Raw genomic sequence first — 15,663 nt, forward strand, 5'->3', positions numbered from 1 at the left:
CGCACACAGGCACGGCGTCCCCACGGAGTCGGGCCGGGCTACAGCTCGGAGGCCACCAGCTCGGCGATCTCAGCCGCGTTGAGCGCGGCGCCCTTGCGCAGGTTGTCGCCGCAGACGAACAGGTCGAGCGTGTTCGGGAAGTCGATCGCCTGGCGGACGCGGCCCACGTAGGTCGGGTCGTTGCCGACCACTTCGAGCGGCGTCGGGTAGACGCCGTTGGCCGGGTCGTCCATCAGCACCACCGTCGGCGCCGCCGAGAGCACGCGGTGGGCGTCCTCGACCGTGATCTCACGCTCGAAGCGGGCGTGCACGGCCAGCGAGTGGGTGGTGATCACCGGCACCCGGACGCAGGTCGCCGAGACCTTCAGGTCGGGGATGCCGAGGATCTTGCGCGACTCGTTGCGCAGCTTGAGCTCCTCGGACGCCCAGCCGCCGTCCTTGTACGAGCCCGCCCACGGCACCACGTTGAAGGCGATCGGCGCCGGGAACGGCGACTCGTCGGGCAGCTTGCCGGCCAGCGCCTTGCGCACGTCGCCGGCCGTCTGGCCGAGCGAACGGTCGCCGGCCAGGGCCTCGACCTCGTCGTAGAGCCGGGCCGAGCCGGCCACGCCCGCGCCCGACACCGCCTGGTAGGAGGCGACGACGAGCTCCTTGAGCACGTACTCGGCGTGCAGCGCGCCCATGGCCGCCATCATCGACAGCGTGGTGCAGTTGGGGGTCGAGATGATGTTCCTGGGCCGCTGCCGCGCGTCGAGCGGGTTGACCTCGGGCACCACCAGCGGCACGTCGGGCTCCATGCGGAACGTGCCGGACTTGTCGATCGCGATCGCGCCGCGCTCGGCCGCGATCGGCACCCACACGGCCGACACCTCGTCGGGCACGTCGAAGATGGCGATGTCGATGCCGTCGAAGACCTCGGGCGCGAGCGCCTGGACCACGACGTCCTGACCGCGCACGCTCAGCACCTTGCCCGCCGAGCGTGGGGAGGCGACGAGACGGATCTCGCCCCAGATGTCCTCCCGGCTGGACACGATGTCCCGCATGACGGTGCCCACGGCGCCGGTGGCGCCGATCAGGGCGAGATTGGGCCTGCTGCTCATCGTCCGCTACCTCCGTACACCACTGCTTCGACCTGGTCGGCGTCGAGATCGAAGGCACGGTGGGCGGCCGCCACGGCCGCGTCGACACCGTCCTGCTCGACGATCACCGAGATGCGGATCTCCGAGGTGGAGATCATCTCGATGTTGACCCCCGCGTCGGCGAGGGCCGCGAAGAACGTCGCCGTGACGCCGGGGTGCGAGCGCATGCCCGCGCCGATCAGCGACACCTTCCCGATCTGGTCGTCGAAGAGCAGCGACTCGTAGCCTATGCGGCCCTGGATCTTCTTCAGCGCGGTCAGCGCCACCTGGCTGTCGGCCGTGGGCAGCGTGAAGGAGATGTCCGTGCGGCCCGTGGCCGCGGCCGAGACGTTCTGGACGATCATGTCGATGTTGATCTCGGCGTCGGCCAGCGTTTTGAAGATCGAGGCAGCCTCGCCGACCTTGTCGGGGACCCCGACAACAGTGATCTTGGCCTCGCTCCGGTCGTGCGCGACGCCGGAGATGATCGGCTGCTCCATCTCGGTTCCTTCGGTGTAAGGGTCGGAGACGACCCACGTGCCTTCCGTGGTGCTGAACGAGCTGCGTACGTGGATCGGCAGGTCGAACCGCCGAGCGTACTCGACGCAGCGCAGATGCAGGATCTTCGCGCCGCAGGCCGCCATCTCCATCATCTCGTCGTACGAGATCTTGGGGATCTTGCGGGCGACGGGCACGATGCGGGGGTCGGCCGTGAAGATGCCGTCGACGTCGGTGTAGATCTCGCAGACGTCGGCCTCCAGGGCCGCCGCGAGCGCGACCGCGGTGGTGTCGGAGCCGCCGCGGCCCAGCGTGGTGATGTCCTTGGTGTCCTGCGAGACGCCCTGGAACCCGGCCACGATCGCGATGTGACCCTGGTCGAGCGCCTCACGGATGCGGCCCGGCGTCACGTCGATGATGCGCGCCTTGCCGTGGGTGGAGTCGGTGATCACGCCGGCCTGCGAGCCGGTGAACGAGCGCGCCTCGTGGCCGAGGTTGGCGATCGCCATGGCCAGCAGGGCCATCGAGATGCGCTCTCCGGAGGTCAGCAACATGTCGAGCTCGCGGCCCGGAGGCAGCGGCGACACCTGCTCGGCCAGGTCGAGCAGCTCATCCGTCGTGTCGCCCATCGCGGAGACGATCACGACCACGTCGTTGCCGGTTTTTTTCGTCGCGACGATCCGCTGCGCGACCCGCTTGATGCAGGACGCGTCGGCGACGGACGAACCACCGTACTTTTGCACAACGAGCGCCACGAGAGTCTCCCGGTCTGGACTGTGAACTGCCAGTCTACTGGGGGCCTCTGATGGGCCTGATGGTTCATACCACTATGTGGATGATCATCACACTGTGGTGGCTTCCTCCGCCACGTCGAGCCGCGAGTGCGCGGCGAGGGCCTGCAGCGCGCGCATCGCCGCGCCCGCGTGGTTGCCCCAGGTGTTGAAGTAGGAGTACTGCCACCACCACAACGCCTCGTGCGGACGGCCCGCGTGGAAGTGCCGCAGCCCGTGGATGAGGTCGGCGGCCACCGCGGTCAGGTCGTCCGACAGCCGGTACGGCGTGACCGACGTGTCCTTGTACGGGTCGAACACCTCGGCGTAGTCGTCGACCGCCTCCAGCCGCTCGGCCAGCGCCGTGCGCACGCCGTCGATGTCGGGGTCCTCGCTCATCGGCGGCTCGTAGTTGCCCGACAGGATCACGTCGCGGTTGGCGCCGAGCTTGGCGCCGGCCAGGCTCACCTGCGCGACCTCCACCAGGAGCAGCGACCAGATCGCGTCGCCGCCCTCACCGCCGGCGACCCTGGTCAGGCCGTCGACGTAGTTCTGCGCGTGCGCGGCGATCTCTTCGGCCAGCACATCCCACATATCAGACATCCAGGAGCCTCCGTCCTTCGAAAGCACGGCCCAGGGTCACCTCGTCGGCGTACTCGAGGTCACCGCCCACCGGCAGGCCGCTGGCGAGTCGTGTCACTTTGATGCCCATCGGCTTGACCAGACGGGCGAGGTAGGTAGCGGTCGCCTCGCCTTCGAGGTTGGGGTCGGTGGCGAGGATGAGCTCGGTGACCCGCCCGTCGGCCAGGCGTGTCATGAGCTCGCGGATGCGCAGGTCGTCGGGGCCGATGCCGTCGATCGGGCTGATCGCGCCGCCGAGCACGTGGTACGTGCCGCGGTACTCGCGCGTCTTCTCGATCGCCACGACGTCCTTCGACTCCTCGACCACGCAGATGACGTGCGTGTCGCGCCGCGGGTCGCGGCAGATGCGGCACTCCTCCTCGGAGGCCACGTTGCCGCACACCCGGCAGAAGCGCACCTTGTCCTTGACTTCGAGCAGCGCGTGCGCCAGCCGCCTGACGTCGGCCGGATCGGCCGCCAGCAGGTGGAACGCGATGCGCTGCGCGCTCTTCGGACCGACGCCGGGCAGCATGCCGAGCTCGTCGATCAGGTTCTGGACGACCCCTTCGTACATGCCTAGAACCCTGGCAGCTGTCCGAGTCCGCCGCCGCCCAGACCTTGGGCGAGCGGGCCGAGCTTCTCCTGCTGCAGGTCGGCGGCGGCGCGCACCGCGTCGCGGACGGCCGCGATCACCAGGTCGGCGATCGTGTCGGCGGTGTCCTGCGGGTCGGCCGCGTCGATCACGCTCGGGTCGATCTTGAGTTCGAGCAGCTCACCTGAGCCGTTGACGACGGCAGTGACCATGCCGCCGCCCGACGAGCCCTCGATCTGCGCGTCGTTGAGCTCCTGCTGGGCGCTCACAAGCTGCTGCTGCATGAGCTGAGCCTGCTCCAGCAGCTGCTGCAGGTTGACATCCCCTGGGTTCACCGTCGTGCGCTCCTCGTGGCTCCGGTTCTTGACTGCCACGAGCCTACGGTGTTTGGGCGGCGTCATGTACTGGGAGGGCTCCCCATGTTTCCCTCCAGGCATTCGTCACGGACCTTTGTCATGGCCGGATCTCGGCCCCCCTCCAGTGTCCGAGACCCGGCCATCACGTCGGACGGAGCGGCCGCACCACGCCGACGCGTGTTTCGGAACGGTAGTGCGCCCAACGTTGCACACACGTTGCGTTCATTCAATCACCCTACGCAATCCCCCTGAACAGCTTGCGCATATCGCCGCCAGGACGGATGCTCGTTGTTGACTACTTGGAGTGACCGATGAGTTACGGCCATCTCGATGCGTACTCCCGCCTTCTGCGCGGAGCACACGAAGCGGCGGCTACCGGGCAGAGCTCGCCCGATTCGCCCCGCACCCTGATCACGGCCTCGTGGCGGCGATCGCTCGCGGCAGGGATCGACCCGGACGGCCGCAGCGCCCCTTTGGTCTGCGAGTCCGCCGACGTCGTCGAGATCCGCGAGGCTCATCCGCTGCGGCCGCTGCTGCCCCTGTTCGCCCAGACGCTCTCGGGCCTGGCGGACGAGGCCGACCACGTCATGATCGTCACAGACCGTGACGGACGCGTGCTCTGGCGTGAGGGGAAAGGCGGCATCCTGCGCAATGCGGACCAGGTGGGCCTGGCCGACGGCCATCACTGGGGCGAGTACATGGCCGGCACCAACGGCATCGGCACCGCGCTCGCCACCGGCCGGCCGGTGCACGTCTACTCCGAGGAACACCTGATGCGGGTGCTGCACGTCTGGTCGTGCAGCGCGGCGCCGATCAGCGATCCGGAGTCGGGCGACGTCATCGGCTGCGTCGACGTCAGCGGCATCGCGCGGTCCCTGCACCCGGCGACGGTCGCCCTGGTCAGCGCGACGGCCAAGCTCGCCGAGTCGCAGCTCGCCGTACAGATGCACGAGCGCGACGAACGCCTGCGCCGCCGCTACGAGTCGCTGCGCAACCGGGGCGGCATCCTGCTGTCGCCCACGGGCCGGGTCATCTCGGGCGATCCCATGGGCCGGCTCGGCGACCGGCTCCCCCTGTCCGGCCAGCGCATGATCCTGCGTGACGGGAGCGTCGCCTTCCTCGAACCCTTCTGCGACGGCTACCTCCTGCGCGACACGCCGTCCGCGACGCCGCCCACCCTGCGCCTGACCTGCCTCGGCGAGGGCACCCCGACGGCCGACCTGGGCGAACGCCCGCGTCAGCTCTCACTGCGCCACGCCGAGATCCTCGCCCTCCTCGCCCTGCACCCCCAGGGCCTGTCGGCCGACCAGCTCTCGTTCCACCTCTACGGCGACGACGGCAACCCGGTGACCATCCGGGCCGAGATCCATCGGCTGCGCGGTCAGCTCGGGGAGGTGCTGGCGGCGAAGCCGTACCGGCTGGTGTGCCCGGTCGAGGCGGACTTCCTCGACGTTCGCCGGCTCCTCGACTCGGGCGACACCGCAGCGCTGGCCGCCGCCTACCCCGGACCGCTCCTGCCGCGCTCGGAGTCGCCGGACATCCGGCGCGAACGCGAGGAGCTCGAAGCCCAGGTACGCGCCTGCCTCCTGCGCCACGGCTCGCCCGACGACCTGTGGACCTACGCCCAGACGCCCAACGGCCGCGACGACTACCAGATCCTGGAACGCCTGTCGGCCCTTCCGCCCACGGACCCCCGCTCGGCCGCCGCCCGCGCCCGCCTCTTCCCGTGACAGCCGTCCGGAGGGGAGCCTTCGGTCAGGTGTGGTCGATCTCGCCGATGACCTGGGCGCCGAGCTCGCGTTGCAGCAGGGCCATGCCGGAGACGGCGTCGACGTCGGCATCGGCGTCGTTCAGCGGGTCGACGTCGTCGGCGTCGACGGCCTTGTCACGGCCGGGGATCGCGCTCGGCCACGCCGCCGTGCCACCCGCGCGCGACGCCGGGGTGCGCGGACCCGCCTGAGCGGCCGCCTTGGCGGCCGACCGCGCGGCGGCCAGCCCCGCTCCGACCGGCGCGGCGGGCTGCCGGGCGGTCACGGTCTGGGTGGGGTCGGGGCCCGGCGGGGAACCGGGGCTGGGGTCGTCGGGCGCGTCGGGCCACGACTCGTCGGTGGTCGGGCGCGCGGACTCGGTGGCCGGACGCGCGGGCGCGGCGGCCGGAGGTTGGCCCGGGTCCTGGGAGCCCTGGTCGTCCTGGGAGCCGCCGTGCGAGCCGGACCGCCCCTGGGAGGTCGCGTGGACGCCCGTACCGCCCTGCGGGCTGGTCGTCGCCTGGCCGGCGGCCGGGGCCGCCTGCGGGGCCGGGGCGCCGTGGCCGCCCGACGGCGGGTGCTGGCGTGCGGGGCCGCGGGTGGCCTGGGGCGCCGGAGAGCCGCCGACCACCGCCTCGACCCGCCAGGTGCCGCCGAGCACGTCGCCGAGCGCGGTCGCCACGACGGCGTCCTTGCCGCCGCCGGTGAAGTTCTTCATCGCGCCGACCTGGCTGAACCCGAGCGTGACCAGGTTGCCTTCGACGCCCACGACCTGGGCGTTCGTACTGACGTTGGCCCAGACCACGATGCTGCGCTGCTTGAGCGCGGCCAGCACGGCGGGCCACTGCTGCTGCATGCCGCCCGCCCCGCCCGCGACCGGGCCTGCCGCCGCGGGAGCCTGGGCGACGGGCGCCTGAGCAGCGGGTGCGGGCGCGTCGGAGACCGGAACCGCCGCCGAACCCGGACGTACGGGCTCGGGCCAGTCGTCTGCCCCACCGCCCGCCGGCCCGTGACCACCGGCGGAACCGTTGCTCGCAGCGGGCGTCGCAGGCTCGGGAACCGCCGCGTCGCCGCCGACCGGCGCCGCCGTACCGACGGAAACAGCCGGGGGCGCGACGGGAACGTGCACGTCGTGGCCGCCGCCCGGGGCAGCCGGACGCGGGATCGTCACCGCGCCGGCCCTGGAGGCCATCTGGGCGACCGTGCCGCCGCGCTCCAGACGTTCGAGCCGGGCGAGCAGGGACGCCTCGCCCTGCGAGGCGCCCGGCAGCAGGACGCGCGCGCACATCAGTTCGAGCAGCAGCCGCGGCGAGGTGGCGCCGCGCATCTCGGTGAGCCCCGCGTTGAAGATCTCGGCGGCACGGGTGAGCTCGGCCGGCCCCATCGAGGACGCCTGCCCCACCAGCCGCTCCAACTCGTCGGCGGGACGGTCGAGCAGCCCGCTGGACGCCGCCTCGGGCACGTTGGCCAGGATCACCAGGTCGCGGAAGCGCTCCAGCAGGTCGGAGGCGAAGCGGCGCGGGTCGTGGCCGCCCTCGATCACCCGGTTGACCGCCTGGAACACCTGGCCGCCGTCGCGCGCGGCGAACGCGTTGACGACCTCGTCAAGCAGGTCGCCATCGGTGTAGCCGAGCAGGGAGACGGCCTTGGCGTAGGTGATGCCGTCGTCCTCGGCCCCGGCGAGGAGCTGGTCGAGGATGGAGAGCGAGTCGCGGGCCGAGCCGGCGCCCGCGCGGACGACCAGCGGCAGGGCGGGCGGCTCGAAGGGCACGCTCTCGGAGGTGAGGATCTCCTCCATCAGCGCCTTGAGCGTGGCCGGCGGCATCAGCCTGAACGGGTAGTGGTGCGTACGCGACTTGATCGTGCCGATGACCTTTTCCGGCTCGGTCGTCGCGAAGATGAACTTCAGGTGCGGCGGAGGCTCCTCGACGAGCTTGAGCAGCGCGTTGAAACCCTCGCGGGTCACCATGTGCGCCTCGTCGATGATGTAGATCTTGTAGCGCGCCGACACGGGCGCGAAGAAGGCACGTTCGCGCAGGTCACGCGCGTCGTCGACGCCACCGTGGGAAGCCGCGTCGATCTCGATGACGTCGAGGTGGCCGGGGCCGGTCGGGGCGAGCGCCACACAGGACTCGCAGGTGCCGCAGGGGTCGGGCGTCGGGCCCTGCTCGCAGTTGAGGGAGCGGGCGAGAATGCGCGCGCTGGAGGTCTTGCCACATCCGCGGGGGCCGCTGAACAGGTACGCGTGGTTGATGCGGCCCGTACGCAACGCCTGTCGCAGCGGATCTGTGACGTGTTCCTGACCCTTGACCTCGGCGAAGGTCCCGGGTCGGTACTTGCGGTAAAGCGCAAGGCTCATGCGACCATCCCGCCTGCGAGGGGGCTCTCAACGAAGAGACCCCCCGCACACCCGCCAGAGCCCGCTTATCCTTGCTGCCTTCCGGCCCTGGGGAGGTTCACAGGATGACGCCGCGCGAGGGGTCCCTGGACAGTCTAACCGGCCTCAGCAGTGCTCGCTCCACGGTTCGGGGTTGAGCATGTCCTGGAAAAATCGCGGTCACCGCAGTGCCGGAAGTCCGGTAAGCTCGTCGGCGGAGGATTCGCCTAGTGGCCGAGGGCGCACGCTTGGAAAGCGTGTATAGGGCAACCTATCAGGGGTTCAAATCCCCTATCCTCCGCCAGTCCGGAAGGGTCATGCCAGGTCAACGGCATGGCCCTTCTGGCGTTGTGTCGTTCTTCGGACGCCTCGGCCGGCAGGTCTTCTAGGGTCCGGTTCATGGAGGACCTGTTCGGCAGTGCTGCGCCGTACTACGCCAGGTACCGTCCCGGCCACGGGCAGGCGGCGACGGAACACCTGGCCAAGACGTTCGGCGCGGACAGCCGCGTGCTGGATCTCGGCTGCGGCCCCGGGACGATCGCCATCCCCCTGGCGCGGCGGACGAAGGCCGTGCTCGCCGTCGATCCGGCGCGGGAGATGCTGGCGGAGGGCAGGCGGCTGGCCGGGGGCGTCGCGAACATCGTCTGGCTGCGTGGTGACTCGACCGGGCTGGGGGCCTTGCCGGCGTTCGACCATGTGGTGATGGGGCGGTCGTTCCACTGGATGGACCGCCGGTCCGTGCTGGTGGAGCTGGACGGGCTGCTGCCGCCCGGCGGCGTGGTGGCGCTGGTCGGCCCCGCGAGGCAGCAGGGCGAGCCGTGGCAGCCCGACGCGCAACCGTGGCAGCCGATCGAGAGACGGGTGTGCGAGGAGTTCGGCCTCGACATCCACACCGCCGCCAGTTCGTTCCACGCCACCGGCGAGCACCACAGCGGCGTGCTCGCCGCCTCACCCTTCGGCAGCCTGGAGTCCCGGGTGTTCAGCCGACGGCTGACGTGGGACGTGGACGGCCTGATCGGGCTCCAGCTGTCCTACTCCTACAGCTGCCCCGCCAGGCTCGGCGATCGTCTGCCCGCCTTCGTCGAGGCACTGCGACGGGCGCTCCTCGCCGGCAACCCCGCGGGCCGGTGGGAGCAGCGGCTGACCACCGAGGTGCTGGTCGCCAGGCGACCCGGGCGCTGAGCCGGTCGCGTCAGGCGGTCAGGGAGTCGTGCAGAGCGTCGAGGCCGTCCCGGAAGATGGCGGTGAACAGGGCGACCGCCTCGCTCTCGCTCACCCCCACCGGGGTGAAGCAGCCGGACCACTGCACCTCGGCGGCGTCCTCGCGGCCGGGGATCGCATGCACGCGCAGGGTGGAGAGGTAGCCGGTGACCGGGAAGGGCGCTTCGAGGATGGAGTAGGTGTAGTGGCGCTCGGTCTCGCTGAAGTCCATGAGACGCTCGACGATCACCTCGCCGTCCGGGTTCGCCAGCCGGCGGACGCGGCCGCCTTCGAGCATGGTGCTCTCGGGGATGTAGGGAAGCCAGTCGGGCAGGGAGTGGAACCCGCCGATCAGGTCCCAGACCCGCTGCGGGGAGGCGGGCAGCACGCGGCTGACCGAGGTCGATGCCATGGTCGTTCTCCTGGTGGTGGTGCGGACGGTCGGGTTCGCGGGCCGGATCAGGCGCCGCCGGGAAGCGGGGCGGCGGGGCTGACCAGGCCGAGGGCCCGCAGCTCCTGCCAGAAGGCGGCGGGCACGTCCTCGTCGAGCGCGGCGACGTCCTCGGCGATCCGGCTCGGCCGGGTGGCGCCGGGGATCGCCGCGACGGCCGCCGGATGGGCGAGGGAGAACTGCAGGGCGGCCGCCTTGATGCTGACGCCGTACCGCTCGGCGAGCGCCTTGATCTTCCCGACGCGCTCGACGATCTCCGGCGGCGCCTGCTGGTACTCGAAATGGGCGCCGCCGGCGAGCACGCCGGAGCTGTAGGGCCCGCCGACGACCATGCTGACGTCCTGCTCCTCGGCCATGGGCAGCAGCCGTTGCAGGGCGTGCGCGTGGTCGAGGAGCGTGTAGCGGCCGGCGAGCAGGAAGCCGTCCGGCTGGGGTTCGTCCAGGGCGAGGGTCAGCTCGATCGGCTCGGTACGGTTGACGCCCAGCCCCCAGCCCTTGATCACGCCTTCGTCGCGCAGCCGGGCCAGCACCCGGAAGGCCCCCGTACGGGCCTCCTCGAACTTCTGCAGCCACAGGTCGCCGTGGAAGTCCTGGGCGATGTCGTGGACCCAGACGATGTCCAGCCGGTCGACGCCCAGCCGCTTGAGGCTGTCCTCGATCGAGCGCTCGGTGGCGGGGGCGGTCCACTCGTCGAGCATCCGGTTCGGGCGGCCGTGCTCGAACAGCCCGCCCTTCTCCCCCAGCTCCCGGTCGCCGCTCTCCACCTCGTCGAGGATGACCCGGCCCACCTTGGTCGACAGGACGTAGGAGTCGCGGGGCTTGCCGGACAACAGGCTGCCGAGCCGGGACTCGGCCAGGCCGGCGCCGTAGAAGGGGCGGTGTCGTAGTAGCGGATGCCCTGCTCCCAAGCAGCGTCCAGGGTGGCCCGCACCTCCTCCTCGGGGATCGCGCGGAACATGTTGCCGAGGGGGGCCGTGCCGAACCCCAGGCGCCCGGGCAGAACTCCGGTGAGTGACATGACTTCTCTTCCTCCAGCGGCGACGACCGTCCGGCTTCCCATCCCCCGCAGGCGGAAGACCGCACGTCGAGAGGGGTAAAGAGCGGTCCTGGCGGCCGGACGTGCTTCTTTACGCGGGTCTCGGCAGGGGCCGTCCGCCCGCCCCGAAGGGAGACGCCTTAGCGTGACCATATGCACACTCGTCGTGCTGCGTTCCTGAGGAGCGTCCCGACGTGACCGCGGGGTCGGGCGCCGGTCTGCGCCGCGCCGTCTCCCCGCTGGAACTCTTCTTCGACCTGGTCTTCGTCTTCGCCGTCGGGCAGCTCGCCGAGCACCTGCACGCCGAGCTGTCCTGGCGCGGCGCCGCCGAGACCGCGGTGATGCTGGTCGCGGTCCTCAGCACGTGGGTGCTCACCAGCTTCGACGCCACCTTCCTGGACATCGCCCGGTCCCGGACCCGCGGGCTGGTGCTGGTGGTGATGGGCCTGGGGCTGTTCATGAACGCGCAGGTCCCGCACGCGTTCGGCGACCGTCCGTGGGCGTTCGCGGTGCCGCTGGTGGCGATCCTGGTCCTGACCGGCACGACGGCCGCCGTGAGCGCGTCGGTGGCCGTTCTGCGCAGCCACTATCACCGGGTGCTGGTGTGGGCCGCGGTGTCGATCCCGCTGTGGCTGGCCGGGGCCGCGGCGGAGCACGGGCCGCGGCTGCTCTGGTGGGCCGCGGCCGCCGCGGTGGACCTGGCCGGGACGTGGCTGAGACACCCCCTGCCCGGCCGGGTCTTCCCGTCCCGGTACTTCGTGTTCGACGCCGAGCACATGGTGGAGCGCATCCGTCTGTTCCTCATCCTGCAGCTCGGCGAGACGGTGCTGACCATCGGTTCGTCGATCTCCAGCGCCGCGGTCGACGCGCCGACGGTGGCCGCCGCGTTCGGCGTGTTCGTCGCGCTGGTGTGCCTGTGGGCCACGTACTTCCTGGGCGGTGAGGAGATCGTGACGCGGCAGATCGCCACCACGACGGACCCGATGCGCTCGGTCCACCGCGCGGTGAACGGCACGTACGGCACGCTGACCGGCCTGGTGGCCCTGGCGGTCGGGGCCGGGCTGGCGATCGGCCACACCACCGGGCCGGGCAGCGTCCAGCTGAGCCTGCTGCTGTTCGGCGGCCCGATCCTGTACCTGGTCGCGCAGGCGTGGTGGTACTACGTCACCACAGGCCGGGCCTGGGCGGCCCGGCTCCTGGCCTGCGGCGCCTGCGCCGCCGCCGGGCTCGCGGCGGTCCGGCTGCCGCCGCTGCTGTCCGTGCTGATCCTGGACGTCATCCTCGTGGTGCTGGTCGTCGTCCTCACCCGGGTGCATCGCCAGGTGGCCGAGACGCTGAACCCCGACGACGGAGCCTGACGGCCCTCCGGCGCCGCGGAAAGGGTGGCGAGAGCTGGAATCGTCAGGATATCTTGACGGTTATGACTTTGAGCACTGCCGATCTTCCCGGGCACGAGGGGTTCGTCGCGCCCGTTCTGCCCGACGGGGAGCTGGCCTCCTCGTCCAGCGCCTTCACCAGGACGTTCGTCGGGTACCAGGCCGCCTGTTCGTGCGGATGGACCGATCGGCGGCGGTATCCGGCGACGCCGGAGGGGGCCAAGGAGGCGGAGTACCGGTGGTGGAGCAGGCACACGCCGCCGCTGCTCGCCGCCGCCCCGCCCAGCTGGCTGGTGACGAAGTCGAACCTGCTCTGCGAGCAGGTCGTCAAGCTCGCGGCCGATCGGCCGCTGGCGGCGCTCACCCTGCTGTCCCAGGTGGAGAGCTGGCAGCGGACGCTGCTCGACCAGGCCGTCGCCGGGGCGCGGGACAACGGCGCCTCCTGGGCGGAGATCGGGGAGGCCATAGGGATCTCCAAGCAGGCGGCCCACGAGCGCTTCAGGGCCCAGGTGAGCCAGTAGAGCCCGGCCAGGACAGCCCCATGGCGCACAGCCGGCGCGGACGATAGACCGCCAGCGCGCGCTGGAAGACCGAGGCGCCGCCCCAGGGGCGCCAGCGCGATCCCCGCTAAGCCACCCGTCATGGCGGCAGATTGACCGACAAATCCCAGAAAATCACCGTCCCGCACATTGCCTTGCGTAATCGCCCGACTACGGGGGATGACAGAGGGCATGCAGTTCGACGACGACGCGCCACTCGACCCCTCACAGGTCGAGGACGTCCGGGCCTCCGGCCCCCAGCCCGGCCGGGGCGGCGGCGGCTGGGGCGGGATGCCGGGCGGCGGCTGCATGTTGCCCATCGGCGGCCGTGGCGGCGGCTGCCTGCTGCTGGTCCTGGCGGTGGCCGGGCTGTTCCTGTTCAAGCTCGCCCCCACGCCGTTCAGCGGCGACGAGGGCGGCGAGCAGGGCGGCGGACGCTACCCGAGCGCCCCCGGCCAGCTCTCCCCCAGCGGCAACCTGGCCAACCGCTGCCGTACGGGCGCCGACGCCGACCAGTCGGAGGACTGCCGGATCGTCGGCACGGTGAACAGCATCCAGTCCTACTGGCGGCAGGAGTTCAAGGAACACGACAAGCAGTACACACCGGCCAAGACCGTGCTGTTCTCCCGGGCCGTGAACAGCGGCTGCGGCCCCGCCGACTCAGCCGTGGGCCCGTTCTACTGCCCGCCCGACCGCAAGGTCTACCTGGACCTGGCCTTCTTCGACACGCTCCAGCGCGACTTCGGCGCCGAGGGCGGCCCGTTCGCCCAGGCGTACGTGGTCGCCCACGAGTACGGCCACCACGTCCAGAACCTGCTCGGCACCATGGACAAGGTCGGCAACAACAGCAGGCCGGGCGCCGGCAGCGCGTCCGTGCGCCTGGAGCTGCAGGCCGACTGCTACGCCGGCGTCTGGGCGCACAACGCGGTCAAGACGGGCTTCTACCGCGAGCCGTTCTCGCAGTCCGACATCAACCAGGCCCTCGACGCCGCCGCGGCGGTCGGCGACGACAGCATCCAGCGCCGCTCGCAGGGCCGCGTCACGCCCGACGCGTTCACCCATGGCACCTCCCAGCAACGCGAGAAGTGGTTCAGCGTCGGGTACGACAGCGGCCTCCCGGACAGATGTGACACCTTCTCGGATGGCATCTAGGGGCCTTCCTGGGGAAGCTCTCTAGCGGGCAGCACCCAGAAGGGACGTCAGATATGGATTTCAAGGACGACGTCAACCTCGACTCGTCGCAGGTCGAGGACGTCGGCGGTCGCGGTGGCGGGTTCTCGGGCGGCGGCTTCCCCGGCGGCATGGTCCTCGGGGGCGGCGGCATCGTCGGCCTGATCGCCTTAGTGCTGGTGTTCGTGCTCAACAACCTGGGCGGCGGCGGTGGCGGCGACGCCGAGCCGGCGCAGCAGCAACCCCCGGCCAAACTCGCCGAGGAGTGCAAGACGGGCAAGGACGCCGACCAGTCGGAGAAATGCCGCGTCGTGGGCGTGGTCAACAGCATCCAGGACTACTGGAAGCAGGAGATCCCCGACTACCGGACGTCGAAGACGATCCTGTACTCCGGCAGCCTCCGTACCGGCTGCGGCGCGGCCAGCTCCGCCGTCGGGCCGTTCTACTGCCCGAGCGACCAGCGCGTCTACCTCGACCTGAGCTTCTTCGACCAGCTCCACAGCCAGTTCGGCGCCAAGGGCGGCCCCTTCGCCCAGGCGTACGTGATCGCCCACGAATACGGCCATCACGTCCAGGACCTGCGTGGGGCCCTCCAGTCGGACACCGGCAGCTCGGTCCCCGTCGAGCTCCAGGCCGACTGCTACGCCGGCGTCTGGGCGCACAACGCCGTCCGCACCGGCTTCTACGAAAAGGCCTTCACCCAGACGGAAATCGCCGAGGCCCTGGACGCCGCGGCCGCCGTGGGCGACGACAGAATCCAGCAACGCACGAGCGGCAGAATCGATCCCGAATCGTTTACGCACGGCTCGTCCGAGCAACGCGTCAACGCCTTCCAGCGCGGCTACCAAAACGGCCGGCCGGGCGACTGTGAACAGTCTGAGCTGGGCCGATAGCTCCGGACAACGCAGCAGGTCGAATTCTCTCCTAAAATGAGGTGGGTGATCTTCAAGCTCGTCGGCGACGGACGCCCTTATCCCGAACACGGTCTGACGAACCGAGAGTGGGCGCAGATCCCTCCCAGGCAGGTCCGGCTCGACTCGTTGATCACCACGAAGGCCATGCTGGACCTGCACTCGCTGCTCGCCGCGGACTCCACTTTCTACGGCGACCTGTTCCCGCACGTCGTGCAGTGGCAGGGCGAGCTCTACCTGGAGGACGGCCTCCACCGGGCCCTGCGCGCGGCCCTGCACCAACGGTCGATCCTGCACGCCAGGGTCCTGGATCTGCCCAACTGAAACGCGCCGGAAAAGGGAGCCGCCATTCGCGGCTCCCTTTTTCATGTGTCAACCTGATCGACGTGCCGTGTGTCACGTCCGCGTCTTTCAACATCATTCGGAGAATGCCGTGTCGTATCCACCGCCACACGGGTCGTGGCCGCCACCCGGATACGGCCCGCCGTCCTACTACTCGCAGCCGCCGGCGCACGAGTACGTCGAGGAGCCCGGGCCGCTCGACAATCGCAACCTGATCGTGCTGCTGGCCGTCGGGCTGCCGCTGCTGCTCCTGAGCGCCTGCGGCGCGCTGTTCTTCGTCCTGACCGACGACGGCCGTCCGGAGACCCGCGGCGGCGAGACGGTCCAGACGCAGGTCGTCGAGGACAGCCCGCCGGACATCCAGCTCAACCTGAATCCGCCGACCGACGGGCCCACCCAGCAGCCCTGAGGGCAAAAGAAAAGGGCCTCCGAGGTCGTCGGAGGCCCGTTGGCGGTGGTGGTGGTGTGCTGGTTCAGGACATAGGAAACCCATGTCGCGAGACATAGGAAACTTCAACAGAGTGTGTCTCGGGACATAGGCAACCACCGCGATCAACA

The 15,663-nt window shown here is 70.6% G+C and carries 16 protein-coding genes, 1 tRNA gene and 1 other RNA gene; 9 read left to right on the forward strand and 9 right to left on the reverse strand.

The features are described from left to right. Nucleotides 1–38: 38 nt before the first annotated feature. The 5 genes from ACFYYW_RS33775 to ACFYYW_RS33795 all read right to left on the reverse strand — a co-directional run bounded on the left by ACFYYW_RS33775 (nt 39) and on the right by ACFYYW_RS33795 (nt 3,934). On the reverse strand, nt 39–1,100 hold the full coding sequence (locus ACFYYW_RS33775) for an aspartate-semialdehyde dehydrogenase (protein WP_352318409.1): 1,062 nt from the start codon (nt 1,098–1,100) through the stop codon (nt 39–41). Further along, nucleotides 1,097–2,371, reverse strand: a complete 1,275-nt coding sequence (locus ACFYYW_RS33780; protein WP_352318411.1) for an aspartate kinase — start codon at nt 2,369–2,371, stop codon at nt 1,097–1,099. Before ACFYYW_RS33780 ends, ACFYYW_RS33775 begins: the two co-directional genes overlap by 4 nt. 87 nt (nt 2,372–2,458) lie before the next feature. Continuing rightward, on the reverse strand, nt 2,459–2,989 hold the full coding sequence (locus ACFYYW_RS33785; RefSeq protein WP_352362187.1) for a DUF5063 domain-containing protein: 531 nt from the start codon (nt 2,987–2,989) through the stop codon (nt 2,459–2,461). After that, a complete protein-coding gene (recR, locus tag ACFYYW_RS33790) occupies nt 2,982–3,581 on the reverse strand; it encodes a recombination mediator RecR (protein WP_352318415.1) in 600 nt (199 codons plus the stop codon). The genes ACFYYW_RS33785 and recR overlap by 8 nt, the downstream gene beginning before the upstream one ends. A 2-nt stretch (nt 3,582–3,583) precedes the next feature. Continuing rightward, the gene (locus ACFYYW_RS33795; RefSeq protein ID WP_125640519.1) at nt 3,584–3,934 is read right to left on the reverse strand and encodes a YbaB/EbfC family nucleoid-associated protein; all 351 of its coding nucleotides are present in this window, start codon (nt 3,932–3,934) and stop codon (nt 3,584–3,586) included. A gap of 332 nt (nt 3,935–4,266) precedes the next feature. Here ACFYYW_RS33795 and ACFYYW_RS33800 point away from each other — a divergent pair, with 332 nt between their 5' ends. Continuing rightward, complete coding sequence (locus ACFYYW_RS33800) at nt 4,267–5,685, forward strand: GAF domain-containing protein (RefSeq protein ID WP_387654840.1); 1,419 nt, start codon at nt 4,267–4,269, stop codon at nt 5,683–5,685. A 25-nt stretch (nt 5,686–5,710) separates the two neighbouring features. Here the strand turns inward: ACFYYW_RS33800 and ACFYYW_RS33805 are convergent, their stop codons facing one another. Further along, on the reverse strand, nt 5,711–8,062 hold the full coding sequence (locus ACFYYW_RS33805; protein ID WP_387654843.1) for a DNA polymerase III subunit gamma and tau: 2,352 nt from the start codon (nt 8,060–8,062) through the stop codon (nt 5,711–5,713). 31 nt (nt 8,063–8,093) lie between these two features. Then, nucleotides 8,094–8,189, reverse strand: an RNA gene (ffs, locus tag ACFYYW_RS33810) — signal recognition particle sRNA small type. Between the two features lie 107 nt (nt 8,190–8,296). On the opposite strand from ffs, the gene ACFYYW_RS33815 reads away from it, so the two are divergent. Together ACFYYW_RS33815 and ACFYYW_RS33820 are read left to right on the forward strand one after the other, a co-directional pair. Next, nucleotides 8,297–8,384, forward strand: a tRNA-Ser gene (locus ACFYYW_RS33815). 95 nt (nt 8,385–8,479) lie between these two features. After that, entirely contained in the window at nt 8,480–9,262 is a 783-nt protein-coding gene (locus tag ACFYYW_RS33820) for a class I SAM-dependent methyltransferase (RefSeq protein WP_387654846.1), read from the forward strand. Between the two features lie 10 nt (nt 9,263–9,272). Here the strand turns inward: ACFYYW_RS33820 and ACFYYW_RS33825 are convergent, their stop codons facing one another. Both ACFYYW_RS33825 and ACFYYW_RS33830 read right to left on the reverse strand, forming a co-directional pair. Beyond that, nucleotides 9,273–9,692, reverse strand: a complete 420-nt coding sequence (locus ACFYYW_RS33825; protein ID WP_387654849.1) for an SRPBCC family protein — start codon at nt 9,690–9,692, stop codon at nt 9,273–9,275. A 47-nt stretch (nt 9,693–9,739) separates the two neighbouring features. Continuing rightward, nucleotides 9,740–10,639, reverse strand: coding sequence for an aldo/keto reductase (locus tag ACFYYW_RS33830; RefSeq protein WP_387654852.1), 900 nt, complete (start codon nt 10,637–10,639; stop codon nt 9,740–9,742). Between the two features lie 322 nt (nt 10,640–10,961). Here ACFYYW_RS33830 and ACFYYW_RS33835 point away from each other — a divergent pair, with 322 nt between their 5' ends. The 6 genes from ACFYYW_RS33835 (at nt 10,962) to ACFYYW_RS33860 (ending at nt 15,514) form a co-directional block, all read left to right on the forward strand. Next, a complete protein-coding gene (locus ACFYYW_RS33835; protein WP_387654855.1) occupies nt 10,962–12,125 on the forward strand; it encodes a low temperature requirement protein A in 1,164 nt (387 codons plus the stop codon). 62 nt (nt 12,126–12,187) lie between these two features. Next, entirely contained in the window at nt 12,188–12,664 is a 477-nt protein-coding gene (locus tag ACFYYW_RS33840; RefSeq protein ID WP_387654858.1) for a hypothetical protein, read from the forward strand. 210 nt (nt 12,665–12,874) lie between these two features. Beyond that, entirely contained in the window at nt 12,875–13,834 is a 960-nt protein-coding gene (locus tag ACFYYW_RS33845; protein ID WP_387654860.1) for a neutral zinc metallopeptidase, read from the forward strand. Nucleotides 13,835–13,887: 53 nt separating this feature from the next. After that, nucleotides 13,888–14,745 carry a neutral zinc metallopeptidase gene (locus tag ACFYYW_RS33850; protein ID WP_352318429.1) on the forward strand — a complete coding sequence of 286 codons (858 nt, stop codon included), beginning with the start codon at nt 13,888–13,890 and terminating at the stop codon, nt 14,743–14,745. A 45-nt stretch (nt 14,746–14,790) separates the two neighbouring features. Beyond that, on the forward strand, nt 14,791–15,087 hold the full coding sequence (locus ACFYYW_RS33855) for a type II toxin-antitoxin system VapB family antitoxin (protein WP_352318431.1): 297 nt from the start codon (nt 14,791–14,793) through the stop codon (nt 15,085–15,087). 109 nt (nt 15,088–15,196) lie between these two features. Continuing rightward, entirely contained in the window at nt 15,197–15,514 is a 318-nt protein-coding gene (locus ACFYYW_RS33860; protein WP_387654863.1) for a hypothetical protein, read from the forward strand. Nucleotides 15,515–15,663 lie beyond the last annotated feature (149 nt).

The organism is Nonomuraea sp. NPDC001831, assembly GCF_042892035.1.
Lineage (GTDB): Bacteria > Actinomycetota > Actinomycetes > Streptosporangiales > Streptosporangiaceae > Nonomuraea.